This is a genomic window from Pseudomonas yangonensis, from assembly GCF_009932725.1.
GTDB lineage: Bacteria > Pseudomonadota > Gammaproteobacteria > Pseudomonadales > Pseudomonadaceae > Aquipseudomonas > Aquipseudomonas yangonensis.
The window spans coordinates 540794-556084 of sequence record NZ_BLJU01000003.1 but is presented as its reverse complement, the minus strand read 5'-3'; the positions used below and the strand labels follow the sequence as shown (position 1 = coordinate 556084).

The 15291-nt window shown below is 64.5% G+C and carries 13 protein-coding genes; 10 read left to right on the top strand and 3 right to left on the bottom strand.

Translation table 11 applies throughout. From position 1 onward, the window contains the following. Positions 1–47: 47 nt before the first annotated feature. The 10 genes from GYB81_RS08105 (at position 48) to GYB81_RS08060 (ending at position 11781) form a co-directional block, all read left to right on the top strand. Positions 48–1109, top strand: coding sequence for a PA0069 family radical SAM protein (locus tag GYB81_RS08105; RefSeq protein WP_161866740.1), 1062 nt, complete (start codon positions 48–50; stop codon positions 1107–1109). Between the two features lie 59 nt (positions 1110–1168). Then, a complete protein-coding gene (locus tag GYB81_RS08100; protein WP_161866741.1) occupies positions 1169–2074 on the top strand; it encodes an AraC family transcriptional regulator in 906 nt (301 codons plus the stop codon). Positions 2075–2300: 226 nt separating this feature from the next. After that, the gene (locus tag GYB81_RS08095; protein ID WP_161866742.1) at positions 2301–3611 is read left to right on the top strand and encodes an ABC transporter substrate-binding protein; all 1311 of its coding nucleotides are present in this window, start codon (positions 2301–2303) and stop codon (positions 3609–3611) included. A 219-nt stretch (positions 3612–3830) separates the two neighbouring features. Then, positions 3831–4763, top strand: coding sequence for a carbohydrate ABC transporter permease (locus GYB81_RS08090; protein ID WP_161866743.1), 933 nt, complete (start codon positions 3831–3833; stop codon positions 4761–4763). A gap of 9 nt (positions 4764–4772) precedes the next feature. Then, complete coding sequence (locus GYB81_RS08085) at positions 4773–5606, top strand: carbohydrate ABC transporter permease (RefSeq protein ID WP_161866744.1); 834 nt, start codon at positions 4773–4775, stop codon at positions 5604–5606. 15 nt (positions 5607–5621) lie between these two features. Further along, complete coding sequence (locus GYB81_RS08080) at positions 5622–6725, top strand: ABC transporter ATP-binding protein (RefSeq protein ID WP_161866745.1); 1104 nt, start codon at positions 5622–5624, stop codon at positions 6723–6725. A 28-nt stretch (positions 6726–6753) separates the two neighbouring features. Then, positions 6754–8229, top strand: a complete 1476-nt coding sequence (locus GYB81_RS08075) for a mannitol dehydrogenase family protein (protein WP_161866746.1) — start codon at positions 6754–6756, stop codon at positions 8227–8229. A gap of 3 nt (positions 8230–8232) precedes the next feature. Beyond that, entirely contained in the window at positions 8233–9732 is a 1500-nt protein-coding gene (xylB, locus tag GYB81_RS08070) for a xylulokinase (RefSeq protein ID WP_161866747.1), read from the top strand. Positions 9733–9919: 187 nt separating this feature from the next. Continuing rightward, a complete protein-coding gene (locus tag GYB81_RS08065) occupies positions 9920–10873 on the top strand; it encodes a carbohydrate kinase family protein (RefSeq protein ID WP_161866748.1) in 954 nt (317 codons plus the stop codon). Between the two features lie 179 nt (positions 10874–11052). Further along, the gene (locus tag GYB81_RS08060) at positions 11053–11781 is read left to right on the top strand and encodes a carbonic anhydrase (protein ID WP_161866749.1); all 729 of its coding nucleotides are present in this window, start codon (positions 11053–11055) and stop codon (positions 11779–11781) included. A gap of 107 nt (positions 11782–11888) precedes the next feature. On the opposite strand, the gene GYB81_RS08055 is transcribed toward GYB81_RS08060, so the two are convergent. The 3 genes from GYB81_RS08055 to oadA all read right to left on the bottom strand — a co-directional run bounded on the left by GYB81_RS08055 (position 11889) and on the right by oadA (position 15285). Further along, positions 11889–12191 (bottom strand): P-II family nitrogen regulator, encoded by a 303-nt coding sequence (locus GYB81_RS08055; protein ID WP_161866750.1) that lies wholly within the window; start codon positions 12189–12191, stop codon positions 11889–11891. Between the two features lies 1 nt (position 12192). Further along, on the bottom strand, positions 12193–13134 hold the full coding sequence (locus GYB81_RS08050; RefSeq protein WP_161866751.1) for a sodium-dependent bicarbonate transport family permease: 942 nt from the start codon (positions 13132–13134) through the stop codon (positions 12193–12195). Between the two features lie 339 nt (positions 13135–13473). Beyond that, positions 13474–15285 (bottom strand): sodium-extruding oxaloacetate decarboxylase subunit alpha, encoded by a 1812-nt coding sequence (gene oadA, locus GYB81_RS08045; RefSeq protein ID WP_161866752.1) that lies wholly within the window; start codon positions 15283–15285, stop codon positions 13474–13476. Positions 15286–15291: the final 6 nt, after the last annotated feature.

Below are 15291 nucleotides of genomic sequence, written 5' to 3'. Positions count from 1 at the left end.
ACTCCAGATAACTGTATTTTTATACAGTATTCTTATGGAGTCCGAGCATGTCCGCCAGCCTACCGCCACGAGGCCGTGGCACCGCCAGCAATCCGCACAACCGCTTCGCGCCGACACGCTCGGAGCATGAAGACGACGGTTGGTACCAGGAAGAGACGCCCCTGAGCCGCGCCACCGAAGTGCGCAAGGAAAAGGCCAAGACCGCGATAACCCACAACAACTCCCCGGACGTCGGCTTCGACCGTTCGGTGAACCCCTATCGCGGCTGCGAACACGGTTGCATCTACTGCTTCGCCAGACCGAGTCATGCCTACTGGGACCTGTCGCCGGGCATCGATTTTGAAACACGCCTGATCGCCAAGACCAACCTGGCCGAGCGCCTCGAAGAGCAACTGCAGAAGCCCGGCTACGTACCGCAGCCCATCGCCCTGGGTATCAACACCGACGCCTACCAGCCCATCGAACGCGAACAGCGCCTGACGCGCCAGGCGCTGGAGATACTGCTGCGTTACAAGCATCCGCTGCACATCATCACCAAGGGTTCGCTGATTCTGCGCGACCTCGACCTGCTCAGCGAACTGGCCAGCCATAACCTGGTCAGCGTGGCCTTCAGCCTGACCACCCTGGACGACGAGCTGAAACGCATCATGGAGCCTCGAACCGCGGCGCCGGCCGCCCGTCTGCGCGCCATGCGCACGCTGCATGAGGCCGGCGTGCCGGTGAGCGTGATGTGTGCGCCGATGATTCCGATGATCAACGACATGGAACTCGAGCAACTGCTCGAAGCCGCGCGCGATGCCGGCGCACGTTCGGCCGGTTACGTGCTGTTGCGTTTACCGCTGGAGATCGCCGATCTGTTCGAAGAGTGGCTGCGGGTGCATTTTCCCGAGCGCGCCGAGCACGTGATGAGCCTGATTCGTCAGAGTCGTGGCGGCAAGAACTACGACAGCCGCTTCGGTAGCCGCATGCGCGGCGAGGGCCAGTTCGCCGATCTGCTGCAGCAGCGTTTCCGCCTGGCGCGGCGCAAGCTTGGCCTGGACCGTCGTGACAGTTTTACGCTGGACTGTTCGCAGTTCTGCCCGCCGGGTGCGCAATTGAGCCTGCTCTGACTTGGCCGCGCCGCTCGATATGTTAAAACAGGGGACTCCCGCATTCGCCAAACAAGCCCATGACCCGTACATCTCGCGTAGCCGACCCGTCCTACGAACTGATGGACGACCACGAAGGCCATTCGCTGATCTACCGTCAGCACGGCTTTCCCTCGCCGCTGGTACGCTGGCACTTCCACAAGGAATACGAGCTGCACCTGATCGTCGCCAGCTCGGGCAAGGTGTTCATCGGCGACTACATTGGCAATTTCTCGCCCTACACCCTGTTCCTCACCGGCCCCGGCCTGCCGCATAACTGGATCAGCCAGGTCGAGGACGGCGAAGTGGTCGAGACCCGCGACATGCTGGTCAACTTCACCGACGAAGTGCTGGAAAGCGGCACCGCAGTATTCGCCGAACTGAAGGGGCTACAGCCAATGCTGGCCCGCGCGCAGTTCGGCATCGAGTTTCGCGATCCGCAGGTGATTCGCCAGGCCGCCGTGTTGCTGGGCAAGATTGCAGACAGCCGAGGCATCAGCCGCCTGGGCCACTTCTTCATTCTCATGGAGCTGCTGGCCGGTAGTGAGGATTACCAGTTGCTCTCGACCGTGACCTCCTCCGAGTTCGGCGATGAACAGCATGTCGAGCGCATCAACCGCGCGGTGGACTATATCTTTCAGCACTACGCCCAGGGCATCAGCCAGGAAGAAGTCGCAGAGCACCTGGGCATGACGCCCACCTATTTCTCGCGCTTCTTCAAACAGGCGACCGGCCGCGGCTTCGTCGAGTTCGTCAATCGCCTGCGCGTGAGCAAGTCCTGCGAACTGCTAAGCAAAAGCGACAAGCCGATAACCGAAGTGTGCTTCGAATCCGGCTTCAGCAACATTTCCAACTTCAATCGCCGCTTCCAGCAGCTCAAGGGCATGACGCCTACGGGTTACCGCAAGCTGGTAGTACAGCGCCTGACCGAGCAAAACCTGTACTGAATCGGCGGCGACTTACGCTCCACGCATCGCAGCGACCGCTCTGCCAAGCGGATTCATCTGCGTTCGCGCTATCTTCCGGCCGATATTGAAGTGCAAAAAAGTATCGATAGCTGTGCGCTCAAGGATTTGTTCGCGCGAGTCTGCGGGGGTGTAATCCGGCCCGAGCGAAACAAAAACAATAACGTTCTTCCGTAGCCGCACCGGCGCGGGAGAGGAGTTCACAAGCATGAACCACTCGATCAAAGCCCTCGTTGCAGCCTCCTGCCTGTCTCTCACCGCGGTCGCCCAGAGCGCCGAGACCGTCACCATCGCCACGGTCAACAACAGCGACATGATTCGCATGCAGCGTCTGGCGAAAACCTTCGAACAGCAGAACCCGGACATCACGCTCAAGTGGGTGGTGCTCGAGGAGAACGTGCTGCGCCAGCGCCTGACCACCGACATCGCCACTCAGGGCGGCCAGTTCGACGTGCTCACCATCGGCATGTACGAAGCGGCACTGTGGGGCGAGAAAGGCTGGCTGGAGCCGATGACCGACCTGCCGGCCGACTATGATCTCGATGACGTTTTCCCCTCGGTGCGCGAAGGGCTGTCGGCCAAGGGCACGCTGTATGCGCTGCCCTTCTACGCCGAAGCCTCGATCACCTACTACCGCACCGACCTGTTCGAGCAGGCCGGCCTGAGCATGCCCGAGCGGCCGACCTGGGATCAGCTCGCCGACTTCGCCGGCAAGCTGCACCAGCCGGACAAGGGCGTCTATGGCCTGTGCCTGCGTGGCAAAGCCGGCTGGGGCGAGAACATGGCCCTGATCACCACCCTGGCCAACGCGCACGGCGCGCGCTGGTTCAACGAGCAATGGCAGCCGGAATTCACCGGCAGCGAATGGCAGAACGCGCTGAACTTCTATGTCGACAACATGAAGAAGTACGGCCCGCCCGGCGCCTCCAGCAATGGCTTCAACGAGAACCTGGCGCTGTTCAACAGCGGCAAGTGCGCGCAGTGGGTCGATGCCAGCGTGGCCGGCTCGTTCGTCACCGATGAATCGCAGAGCAAGGTCGCCGATTCGGTCGGCTTCACCTTCGCGCCGACTCAGGTCACCGACAAGGGTGCGTCGTGGCTGTACTCCTGGGCGCTGGCGATTCCGACCAGTTCCAAATCCAAGGAAGCGGCCAAGACCTTCAGCGCCTGGGCGACCTCCAAGGCCTATGCCGAGCTCGTGGCCGAGCGCGATGGCGTGGCCAACGTGCCGCCAGGCACCCGCGCCTCGACCTACAGCGATGCCTACATGCAGGCCGCGCCGTTCGCCAAGGTCACCCTGGATTCGCTGCAGAAGGCCGACCCGGCCAGCCCCAGCGCCAAGCCGGTGCCCTACGTGGGCATCCAGCTGGTGACCATTCCCGAGTTCCAGGCCATCGGCACCAGCGTCGGCAAGCTGTTCGCTGCGGCGCTCACCGGCCAGATGAAACCAGATCAGGCACTGCAAGCCGCGCAGCAGAGCACCGAGCGGGAAATGAAGCGCGCCGGGTATCCCAAGTAGAGAAGCCGTAGCCGGTAAGGTGGGTTAGCGCCGCGTCCAATGGCAGCCCAGACGCCGCGATGACAGCGCGGCGCGTAACCCACCAGGCGATAGCCGGCGTTGCACCAATGGTGGGTTACGGCGCCAGCTTGAGCGAGAGGCGCCAGAGTATCCCGACTAGGCGCCTAACCCACCCTACGGACCGCGTCTGTCACCACGACACTGCCTTTCGGAGGCACCATGAACACCTCGGCCATCGACACCCCTGCTGCACAGGTCAGCACGCCTGGCGGGCGCAAGCCCCGGCGCCTGGCACCGGGCTGGTTTCTGGTCAGCCCGTCGGTGCTTCTGCTGCTGATCTGGATGATCGTGCCGCTGGGCATGACGATCTATTTCTCGCTGATCCGCTACAACCTGCTCTACCCGGGCGAGAACGACTTCGTCGGCCTGGAGAACTTCGAATACTTCGTCACCGATGCCGCCTTCCTCTCCGGCGCCGGCAATACCGTGCTGCTGGTGGGCAGCGTGCTGCTGATCAGCGTGGTGCTCGGCGTGCTGATCTCCGCGCTGCTGGAGGCCAGCGAGTTCTTCGGCCGCGGCATCGTGCGGGTACTGCTGATCTCGCCGTTCTTCATCATGCCCACGGTCAGCGCGCTTTTGTGGAAGAACCTGATCTTCCATCCGGTGTCGGGCATTCTCGCCGCCATCTGGCAGTTCTTCGGCGCGCAGCCGGTGGACTGGCTGGCGCACCACCCGCTGTTGTCGATCATCATGATCGTGTCCTGGCAGTGGCTGCCGTTCGCCATCCTGATCCTGATGACCGCCATGCAGTCGCTGGATCAGGAGCAGAAGGAAGCCGCGCGCCTCGACGGCGCCGGGCCCATCGCCATCTTCTGGCACCTGACCCTGCCGCACCTGGCGCGGCCGATTGCGGTGGTGGTGATGATCGAGACCATCTTCCTGCTCTCGGTATTCGCCGAGATCTACACCACCACCAGCGGCGGCCCGGGTTACGAATCGACCAACCTGGCCTACCTGATCTACACCCAGGCGCTGTTGCAGTTCGACGTCGGCATGGCCTCGGCCGGCGGGCTGATCGCCGTGGTCATCGCCAATATCGCCGCCATCGTGCTGATCCGCATGATCGGCAGGAACCTGACCGAGCGGCAGTAGGAGCGCATCATGTTGACGCTGAAACAATCCCGTCGCCTGCACAGCCTGGTCATCGGCACGCTGGCCTGGGCTATCGCCGCGGTGATCTTCTTTCCGATTTTCTGGATGGTACTGACCAGCCTGAAGACCGAGATCGACGCCTTCGCCACGCCGCCGCAGTTCATCTTCATGCCGACGCTGGAGAACTACCTGCATATCAACGAGCGCAGCGACTACTTCGCCTTCGCCTGGAACTCGGTGCTGATCTCGGCCTCGGCGACGCTGCTGGGCATGCTCCTGGCGGTGCCGGCGGCCTATTCCATGGCCTTCTTCGAGAGCAAACGCACCAAGGGCACGCTGCTGTGGATGCTGTCGACCAAGATGCTGCCGCCAGTGGGCGTACTGGTGCCGATCTACCTGCTGGCCAAGCAGTTCGGCCTGCTCGATTCGCGACTGGCGCTGATCATCATCTACACCCTGATCAACCTGCCGATCCTGGTATGGATGGTTTACACCTACTTCAAGGACATCCCCGTGGACATCCTCGAAGCAGCGCGCCTCGATGGCGCCACCACCTGGCAGGAGATCGTCCGCGTGCTGCTGCCGATCGCCCGCGGCGGCCTGGCCTCGACCATGCTGCTGTCGCTGATCCTGTGCTGGAACGAGGCGTTCTGGTCGCTCAACCTGACCAGCTCCGCCGCCGCCCCGCTGACCGCGCTGGTGGCCTCCTACTCCAGCCCCGAGGGGCTGTTCTGGGCCAAGCTTTCGGCGGTCTCGACCCTGGCCTGCGCGCCCATCCTGATCTTCGGCTGGATCAGCCAGAAGCAACTTGTCCGCGGCCTGTCCTTCGGCGCAGTGAAATAACGGGAGAACTCCGACATGGCTGATCTGAAGATCCGCAACCTGAAAAAAGGCTTCGACGGCACGGCGATCATCAAGGGTATCGACCTGGACATCCGCGACCGCGAGTTCGTGGTGTTCGTCGGCCCGTCGGGCTGCGGCAAATCCACCCTGCTACGGCTGATCGCCGGGCTCGAAGAGGTCAGCAGCGGCCATATCGAACTCGACGGCAAGGACATCACCGACGTCGCCCCGGCCAGGCGCGATCTGGCCATGGTCTTCCAGACCTACGCCCTGTACCCGCACATGACGGTGCGCAAGAACCTCTCCTTCGCCCTCGACCTGGCCCGCGTGGGCAAACAGGAAATCGAGGAAAAGGTCGCCAATGCGGCGCGCATCCTGCAGCTGGAAGCACTGCTGGAACGCAAGCCCAGGCAGCTCTCCGGGGGCCAGCGCCAGCGCGTGGCCATCGGCCGCGCCATCGTGCGCAATCCGAAGATCTTCCTGTTCGACGAGCCGCTGTCCAATCTCGACGCCGCCCTGCGCGTGCAGACGCGCCTGGAGCTGGCGCGGCTGCACAAGGAGCTGCAGGCGACCATGATCTACGTAACCCACGACCAGGTGGAGGCCATGACCCTGGCCGACAAGGTGGTGGTGCTCAATGGTGGCCGCGTGGAACAGGTGGGCTCGCCGCTGGAGCTGTATCACCACCCGGCCAACCTGTTCGTCGCCGGTTTTCTCGGCACGCCGAAGATGGGGTTTCTGCGCGGCACGCTGCACAAGGCCGGTACCGACAGTTGCGAGGTGCAGTTGGAGTGCGGCACGCACCTGAACCTGCCGTTGTCCGCCGCCGGCCTCGGCGCCGGCAGCTCGGTGACCCTGGGCGTGCGCCCCGAGCACCTCAACGTCGTCGGCGCCGATGCAGGGCGTCTGCAGGTGACCGCCGACGTCAGCGAACGCCTGGGCAGCGACACCTTCTGCCATGTGCGCTGCGCCTCGGGCGAGATGCTCACGGTGCGCGTGCGCGGCGACTTCGCGCCGCGTTATGGCGACGCCCTGGCGCTGGATTTCGACGCGGCGCACTGCCACCTCTTCGATGCCGATGGCCAGGCCATCGCCAAACCACTGCAGCAGGCCGCCTGACGCCGCGCTCCAATACGGGATTCTTCGGATGAAGCTCAATCGCCAGCAACTCTCCCAGCTGGGCGGCGCTATCGCGCTGCCCCGCTACACCCCGGACATGATCAGCACCGGCATCGCCCACATCGGCGTCGGCGGTTTTCACCGCGCCCACCAGGCGGTTTATACCGACGCCCTGATGAACCAGGGCCTGGCGCTGGACTGGGGCATCTGCGGCGTCGGCGTACGCAGTGAGGACCGCGCCATGCGTGATGCCCTGGCCGGCCAGGATTACCTCTACACTCTGGTCGAACTGGGCGACGAGCCGAACCTGCCGGTGCGGGTGATCGGCGCGATCAGCGACATGCTGCTGGCCGAGGAGTCGCCACAGGCCCTGATCGACAAGCTGGCTGACCCGGCCATTCGTATCGTCTCGCTGACCATCACCGAGGGCGGTTACTGCATCGACGACAGCACTGGCGAATTTCTTGCCGAGCTGCCGGCCATCGCCCACGACCTGCGCCACCCCGAATCGCCGCAGAGCGTCTTCGGCTTTCTCTGCGCCGCCCTGGCCAAACGTCGCGCTGCCGGCATTCCGGCCTTCACCCTGATGTCCTGCGATAACCTGCCCCACAACGGCGACGTCACGCGCAAGGCACTGCTGGCCTTCGCCCACCTGGCAGACCCTGAGCTGGCCAGGTGGATCGACGGCCACGTGAGCTTTCCCAACGCCATGGTCGACCGCATCACGCCGATGACCAGCGCCGCCCATCGTCAGCAACTGGCCGAACAGCACGGCATAGACGACGCCTGGCCGGTGGTCTGCGAGCCCTTCGTGCAGTGGGTGCTGGAGGACAGGTTCGTCAGCGGCCGTCCGGCCTGGGAAGAAGTTGGCGTGCAGTTCACCGACGACGTCACGCCCTACGAGGAAATGAAGATCAAGCTGCTCAACGGCAGCCACCTGGCGCTGACCTACCTGGGCTTTCTCAAGGGCTATCGTTTCGTCCACGAGACCCTGAACGATCCGCTGCTGCGCCGCTACGTGCGCACCTTCATGGACCTCGACGTGACGCCGCAACTGGCACCGGTGCCGGGCATCGACCTGGACAACTACAAGGACACCCTGATCGAGCGCTTCTCCAACCAGGCCATCGCCGATCAGCTGGAGCGGGTCTGCTCCGATGGTTCATCGAAGTTTCCCAAGTTCATCGTGCCGACAATCAACCGCCTGATCGAGGATGGCCGTCCGCTGGAGCGCGCGGCGCTGGTGGTCGCGGCCTGGGCGTTGTACCTCAGGGGTGTCGACGAGACCGGCGCGCGCTATCGAATCCCCGATCCACGCGCCGAGTTCTGTCAGGCCCTGGTAGCCGATGAAGGCCAGGTGCGCGAGCGCGTGCTCGGCGTCGAGGCGATCTTCGGTGCGGCGATTCCGCAGTCGGCAGCCTTCGTCGCGGCCTTCGAGCTGTGTTACGACAGCCTGCGCAAGCTCGGCGTGACCCGCACCCTGCAGACCCTGCTGGGCGACTGAGGCATGTACCTTGGAATCGATTGCGGCACCCAGGGCACCAAGGCGCTGGTGCTGGATGCAGAAAGTGGCCAGGTGCTCGGTGCAGGCAGCGCCGGCCACACGCTGCAGAGCGGCGCCAATGGCCGCCGCGAGCAACAGCCGCAGCAATGGCTGGAGGCTTTCGAGCAGGCGACCCGACAGGCGCTGGCGACTGCGGGTATCAGCGGCGAGCGGATTCTTGGCATCGGCGTGTCCGGCCAGCAGCATGGCCTGGTGCTGCTCGACGAGCAGGGCCTCGTGCTGCGCCCGGCCAAGCTCTGGTGCGACACCGAATCGACTCCGGAAAACCAGCGCCTGCTCGCTCATCTCGGCGGCGAAGCCGGCTCGTTGCAGCGCCTGGGCGTGGCCATCGCCCCGGGCTATACGGTATCCAAGCTGCTCTGGACCAAGGAGCAGCACCCCGATGTCTTCGCCCGCATCGCGCATGTCCTGCTGCCGCACGACTACCTCAACCACTGGCTCACCGGCCGCGCCTGCAGCGAGTACGGTGACGCTTCCGGCACCGGCTATTTCGATGTGCGCACGCGCAGCTGGGATGTCGAGCTGCTGAACTTCATCGACCCCAGCGGGCGCCTGCAGCGCGCGCTGCCGGAGCTGATAGACGCGGATCAGCCGGTAGGTCGCATCCGCCCGCAGATCGCCCGGCAACTGGGCCTGAACCCGGATACCGTGGTGGCCAGCGGCGGTGGCGACAACATGATGGGCGCCATCGGCACCGGCAATATCCGCCCCGGCGCGATCACCATGAGCCTGGGCACCTCCGGCACGCTCTACGCCTACAGCGATCAGCCGATGATCAGCCCGCACGCGCAGGTAGCCACCTTCTGCTCGTCATCCGGCGGCTGGCTGCCACTGATCTGCACCATGAACCTGACCAGTGCAAGCGGGCTGATCCAGCAGTTGCTCGAGCTGGATATGCACAGCTTCGGTGAGCTGGTCGAGCAGGCGCCCATCGGCGCCGAAGGCCTGCTGTTGCTGCCGTTCTTCAACGGCGAGCGCGTGCCGGCCCTGCCGCACGCACGCGCCAGTCTGCTGGGCATGGACAGCGACAACCTGAACCGCGCCAATCTGTGCCGCGCGGTGGTCGAGGGCACTGCCTTCGGCCTGCGCTACGGCCTCGACCTGCTGCGCGCCAGCGGCCTGCAGAGCGAAACCATTCGCCTGATCGGCGGCGCAGCGAAAAGCCCGGTCTGGCGCCAGGTGATCGCCGATATCATGGGCACGCCACTGGTCTGCCCGCAGCACACCGAAGCCGCCGCGCTGGGCGCCGCCATCCAGGCCGCCTGGTGCCTGACGCCTGGCGGCGACCGCCGGGCGCAACTGGCCGCGCTGTGCGAGCGCTGCGTGCAGCTCGATGCCTGCACGCAGACGCAGCCGAACCCGGCGCGCACCACGCAGTACGAGGCGGTCTATCAACGCTACCGCGAGCAGGTCGACAGGCTCGCAGAGGACAACCCGCAGTGAGAGCCTCGCTGACGATGAAAGCCGCTTTGCAAAACGGCTTTTCGTAGGAGCCCCGCCCGGGGCGAAGCTTTTTCGGTGCGCGTCGCCCAGGTTCGCGGCGGGGCGCCACTCCTACCTTTCTGTGCATCGGGGCTTGAATGAGGCAGGTGGTTTATAGATGTGCTCTTGAATCGATACGGAGATGAATATGTACCTGGTCTGTGGCGAAGCGCTGTTCGACGTGTTCATGCAGAGCGACGGCGGGCGTGGCAACGAGCTGGCCTTCAGGGCCATCGCTGGCGGCTCGCCGTTCAACGTGGCGCTGGGCCTGCGCCGTATGGGCGCCGACGCGGCGCTGTTCACCGGCATATCCTCGGACAGCCTCGGCCAGCGCCTGCGCCAGGTGCTGAGTGATGAGGGCGTAAGCGATGCCTACCTGATCGCCAGCGATGCACCGACCACCCTGGCAATGGTCGGCCTGGACGCCGCCGGTTCGCCGCACTACAGCTTCCGCGGCGAAGGCTGCGCCGACCGCCAGTTGCTTGCCGAGCACCTGCCGACCCTGGATGCGCGGGTACGCGGCCTGCACGTCGGCTCCTTCTCTCTGGTGGTGGAGCCGGTGGCCGAGACGCTGCTGATGCTGGTGCAGCGCGAGCATGACCGGCGCCTGATCAGCCTCGATCCCAACGTGCGTCTCGGCCCGGCGCCGGATATCGCCCGCTGGCGCGAGCGCGTCGAGGCCTTCGCCGGCTACGCACATCTGATCAAGGTCAGCGAAGAGGATCTGCAGTTGCTCTATCCGGAGCACGATCCGCAGCAGGTCGCGGCGGGCTGGCTTAACGAGCGCTGCCAGCTGGTGTTCCTCACCCATGGCAGCGCAGGCGCCAGCGTCCACAGCCGTCACGGTCACTGGTCGGCGCCGGCGCTGGCCGTGGCCACCCGCGACACCGTCGGCGCCGGCGATACCTTCCAGGCCGCGCTGCTCAGTTACCTGGCACGGCACCAGCTGGACAACCCCGAGGCGCTGGCGACCCTGAGCCGCGAGCAGATCGACGCCATGTTGCACCTGGCCATCGAGGCGGCCGCCCTGACCTGTTCGCGCGTCGGCCCCGACCTGCCCTACCTGCATGAGCTGGACCGCCATCACCTGACAGCGCGCTAGCCTGGCTCGTGTACTGACGAATGCGAACAGCTGCGTGCCCATTGCCGACACCCGCCTCAGGTTGACGACCCTGCCGGTTGTCGCACCACCTGGCACAGGGGACACTTGGCGTGTGACTCGAGCAGCGCAGCGACTGTCGTTCTAGCAGCGTATTTTTCAGATAACAAAGAGGTTAGGGCATGCCTTACAAACATCAGGTGATTCCGCTTCAGGTCCACGAGGGCAGCGAAACTGCCGACCAGGCGCTGCAAAGCATCGTGAGTGGCTTCAAGCGCTTTCGCAACGAGGTGTTTCCGCAGCAGGAAGAGCTGTTCAAGAAGCTTGCCACCGCCCAGAACCCGCGTGCCATGTTCATCACCTGCGCCGACTCGCGTGTGGTGCCGGAGCTGATCACCCAGAGCTCGCCCGGCGACCTGTTCGTCAACCGCAACGTCGGTAACGTCGTGCCGGCCTACGGGCAGATGATGGGCGGTGTGTCCACCGCTATCGAGTACGCGGTGATGGCCCTGGGCGTGCAGCACATCATCGTCTGCGGTCACTCCGACTGCGGCGCGATGAAGGCGGTGCTCAACCCGGCGTCGCTGGAATCCATGCCGACGGTCAAAGCCTGGCTGCGCCACGCCGAGGTCGCCCGCAGCGTGGTTGCCGAGAACTGCAACTGCAGCAACAACCAGGAAGCCCTGGAAGTGCTCACCGAAGAGAACGTGGTGGCGCAGCTCAACCACCTGTGCACGCACCCGTCGGTGGCGGCCAAACTGGCACGCGGTCAGCTGTTCATCCATGGCTGGGTTTATGACATCGAAACCAGCCAGATCAAGGCCTATGACGCCGAGCTGGGCAGCTTCCTGCCGCTCGATGGCGACAAGGTGCCGATGGCCACCCCGCGCGCGCGCTATCCGCAGGACTGATACAAAGACTCGCGGCTAAAGCCCCTCCCACAAAACGCACCGTGAACGCGGGAGGGGCTTTAGCCGCGATGCTCCTCCAGCCCAGGCGGCTCCGCCACTGGCGCGCCCTAGAAGCGCTCCCCACGCAATACTTCCACCTGCGCCAGGTAGCAGACCATGGCGAAGTGGTCGTAGTAGCGCACCTGCAGATGCTCGGCGATGCGCTCGGCCAGCTCGCGGTTGCAGATGATCTCCAGGCGGATGTTGCCCTCGGTGTCCCAGCCGGCGCTACGCACGCCACGATGCCCGCGGCCGCGTGCATCGGAAATGGTCCAGCCGGGTGCGCCCAGCGTTTCCAGATCGGCCAGCAGACGCTTCTCCAGCGCCGCCTCGCAGATCACGGTGAGCAGGGAGCGGTTGTGTGCATTCATCTCAGAACCCCCAGGCAATCAGTCGTTCGGCCAGCGCCAGATACAGCGGAATGCCGATCAGGATGTTGAAGGGGAAGGTTATCCCCAACGAGGCCGTGAGCGACAGCGATGGGTTGGCCTCGGGCAGGGCCAGGCGCATGGCCGCCGGCACCGCGATGTAGGAGGCCGAGGCGGACAGCGTGGCGAGCATCGCCGTGCCGCCCAGACTCAGGCCCATGAAGCGCGCCAGCAGGCCGCCGATCAGCGCACCGAGCAGCGGCATCAGCAGAGCGAAGGCCGCCAGGCGCAGGCCGAACTGCCTCAGCGCTCCGAGCTGGCCCGACGCGATCAGCCCCATCTCCAGCAGGAAGAACGCCAGCACCGGCTTGAACATGCTGGTATACAGCGGCTCCAGCGGCTTGATCGCCTCCTTGCCGGCTATGGCACCGATCACCAGACCGCCGAGCAGCAGCATGATGCTCTTGCCAAGGAAGATCTCCCGGCCCAATGCCCCCCAATGAGTATCACGCGAAATGCCTTTGGCCAGAACGATACCGACCAGGATTGCGGGAATCTCCAGAATCGCCACGAACAGCGGCATATAGCTCTCGAACTCGACGCCCTTGGCCAGCAGATAGGCCACCACCACGGCAAAGGTACCCGCACTGACCGAGCCATAGTGCGCCGCCACTGCCGCCGCATTGATGCGATCGAAACGCAGCCCCCGCAGCAGGACAAAAGCCAGGATCGGCAGCAGGATGCCCAGCGCCAATACCAACCCCGCCTGACCAAGCAATTGAGCGCTGGCCTGCTCGGCTAGCTCCACACCACCGTGCAAACCAATGGCCAGCAGTAGAATGATCGACAGGGTCTCGTATAGCGCCGCCGGCAGCTTGAGTTCGCTTTTGAGCAGGCCGGCGACCAGGCCGAAAACGAAGAACAACACCACTGGATCCAGAGTCACTTGGGTAACCTCCCCGTTCTACCGCAGTGAGTGCAAAGCGCGCGGCGCCGTTCAGCTTCGAGGCTCGCATCATCCGCCAGCCGCGTGGCCAAAGGAAAGGGTCAAGCCCCGGCACAGAGCGGTGCTGATCGCTCTGTTTTACCTCGCCGCGGTGGCGATGTGCCGGGGCATGACCGGAAACCTGGAAGACGCCAGTCACACGAACACAAAAAAAGGAGCCTTGCGGCTCCCGGGTCTCGAACCCTGGGCGTCCGGTCAGGGACGCCAATGAATAAAAAAGGAGCCCGGGTTATACGCCCCGTCAAACTTGCCCATCCAACAGGCCGGGCTCCATAGAGGTTAACCTTCGATTTCCACCAGAACTTCGCCCGGATTGACGCGGTCGCCCTTGGCCACGTGAACGGCCTTGACGGTACCGGTAATTGGCGCCTGCACTTCGGTTTCCATCTTCATCGCTTCGGTGATCAGCACGGCCTGACCGGCCTTGACCTTGTCACCCTCCTTGACCAGCACATCGACGATGTTGCCCGGCATGGTGGTGGACACGTCGCCCGGTGCACCGGCCTGCTTGCGCTTGCCACCGCTGCCTGCGACGAAATCGTTTAGCGGCTCGAACACCACCTCTTCCGGCATGCCGTCGATGGACAGGTAGAAGTGGCGCTTGCCGTCGCCCTTGACTCCGACGCCGGTGATGTCCACGCGGTAGCTTTCGCCATGCACGTCGACCACGAACTCGGTCGGTACGCCTTCACCACCGACCGGCGCCGCCTTGCCCTGGCCATTCGGCATGGGCAGCAGCTCTTCCGGTTTGAGGGTGCCGGCCGCGCGCTCTTCGAGGAACTTGCGCCCGATGTCGGGGAACATGGCGAAAGTCAGCACGTCCTCTTCGGACTTGGCCAGGCTGCCGATCTCTTCACGCAGGCGCGCCAGCTCGGGCTTGAGCAGGTCGGCCGGGCGCACGTCGATCACTTCCTCACTGCCGATGGCCTGCTTGCGCAGTTGCTCGTCGACCTTGCCCGGCGCCTTGCCGTAGCGGCCCTGCAGGTACAGCTTCACCTCGTTGGTGATGGTCTTGTAGCGCTCGCCGGCCAGCACGTTGAAGAACGCCTGGGTACCGACGATCTGCGAGGTCGGGGTCACCAGCGGCGGGAAGCCGAGGTCGGCACGCACACGCGGAATCTCTTCCAGCACTTCGTTCATGCGATTCAGCGCGCCCTGCTCCTTGAGCTGGTTGGCCAGGTTGGAAATCATTCCGCCCGGCACCTGGTTGACCTGCACGCGGGTGTCCACGCCGGTGAACTCGCTCTCGAACTGGTGGTACTTCTTGCGCACGGCATGGAAGTACATGCCGATTTCCTGAATCAGTTCCAGATCCAGGCCGGTGTCGAACTCGCTGCCCTTGAGCGCGGCGACCATCGACTCGGTGCCCGGGTGGCTGGTGCCCCAGGCCAGGCTGGAGATGGCGGTATCGATGTGGTCGGCACCGGCTTCGATGGCCTTGAGCTGACACATGGCGCCGAGACCGGCGGTGTCGTGGCTGTGGATAAATACCGGCAAATCGATCTCGGCCTTCAGCGCCTTGACCAGCTCGAAGGTGGCGTAGGGCGTGAGCAGGCCGGCCATGTCCTTGATGGCGATGGAGTCGATGCCCATCGCCTGCATGGCCTTGGCCTGGGCGACGAAGGCCTCGTTGGTGTGCACCGGGCTGGTGGTATAGGCGATGGTGCCTTGGGCGTGCTTGCCGGCAGCCTTGACCGCCTCGATGGCCACGCGCAGGTTACGCACGTCGTTCATCGCATCGAAGATGCGGAACACGTCGATGCCGTTGACCGCGGCCTTGGCCACGAAGGCGCGCACCACGTCATCGCTGTAGTGGCGGTAGCCGAGCAGGTTCTGCCCGCGCAGAAGCATCTGCAGGCGGGTGTTGGGCAGCGCGGCCTTGAGCTGGCGCAGGCGCTCCCACGGGTCTTCCTTGAGGAAGCGCACGCACGAATCGAAGGTGGCCCCACCCCAGACTTCCAGCGACCAGTAGCCGACGCGATCGAGCTTGTCGCAGATCGGCAACATGTCCTCGGTGCGCATGCGGGTCGCCAGCAGCGACTGGTGGGCATCGCGCAGGACGGTATCGGTAACGGTGATCTTCTTGCTCATGATGTC

Bases quoted from the DNA above. Each gene is read 5' to 3' on its own strand.
- GYB81_RS08105 (WP_161866740.1), top strand. From the start codon at position 48: ATGTCCGCCAGCCTACCGCCACGAGGCCGTGGCACCGCCAGCAATCCG.
- GYB81_RS08100 (WP_161866741.1), top strand. From the start codon at position 1,169: ATGACCCGTACATCTCGCGTAGCCGACCCGTCCTACGAACTGATGGAC.
- GYB81_RS08095 (WP_161866742.1), top strand. From the start codon at position 2,301: ATGAACCACTCGATCAAAGCCCTCGTTGCAGCCTCCTGCCTGTCTCTC.
- GYB81_RS08090 (WP_161866743.1), top strand. From the start codon at position 3,831: ATGAACACCTCGGCCATCGACACCCCTGCTGCACAGGTCAGCACGCCT.
- GYB81_RS08085 (WP_161866744.1), top strand. From the start codon at position 4,773: ATGTTGACGCTGAAACAATCCCGTCGCCTGCACAGCCTGGTCATCGGC.
- GYB81_RS08080 (WP_161866745.1), top strand. From the start codon at position 5,622: ATGGCTGATCTGAAGATCCGCAACCTGAAAAAAGGCTTCGACGGCACG.
- GYB81_RS08075 (WP_161866746.1), top strand. From the start codon at position 6,754: ATGAAGCTCAATCGCCAGCAACTCTCCCAGCTGGGCGGCGCTATCGCG.
- xylB (WP_161866747.1), top strand. From the start codon at position 8,233: ATGTACCTTGGAATCGATTGCGGCACCCAGGGCACCAAGGCGCTGGTG.
- GYB81_RS08065 (WP_161866748.1), top strand. From the start codon at position 9,920: ATGTACCTGGTCTGTGGCGAAGCGCTGTTCGACGTGTTCATGCAGAGC.
- GYB81_RS08060 (WP_161866749.1), top strand. From the start codon at position 11,053: ATGCCTTACAAACATCAGGTGATTCCGCTTCAGGTCCACGAGGGCAGC.
- GYB81_RS08055 (WP_161866750.1), bottom strand. From the start codon at position 12,191: ATGAATGCACACAACCGCTCCCTGCTCACCGTGATCTGCGAGGCGGCG.
- oadA (WP_161866752.1), bottom strand. From the start codon at position 15,285: ATGAGCAAGAAGATCACCGTTACCGATACCGTCCTGCGCGATGCCCAC.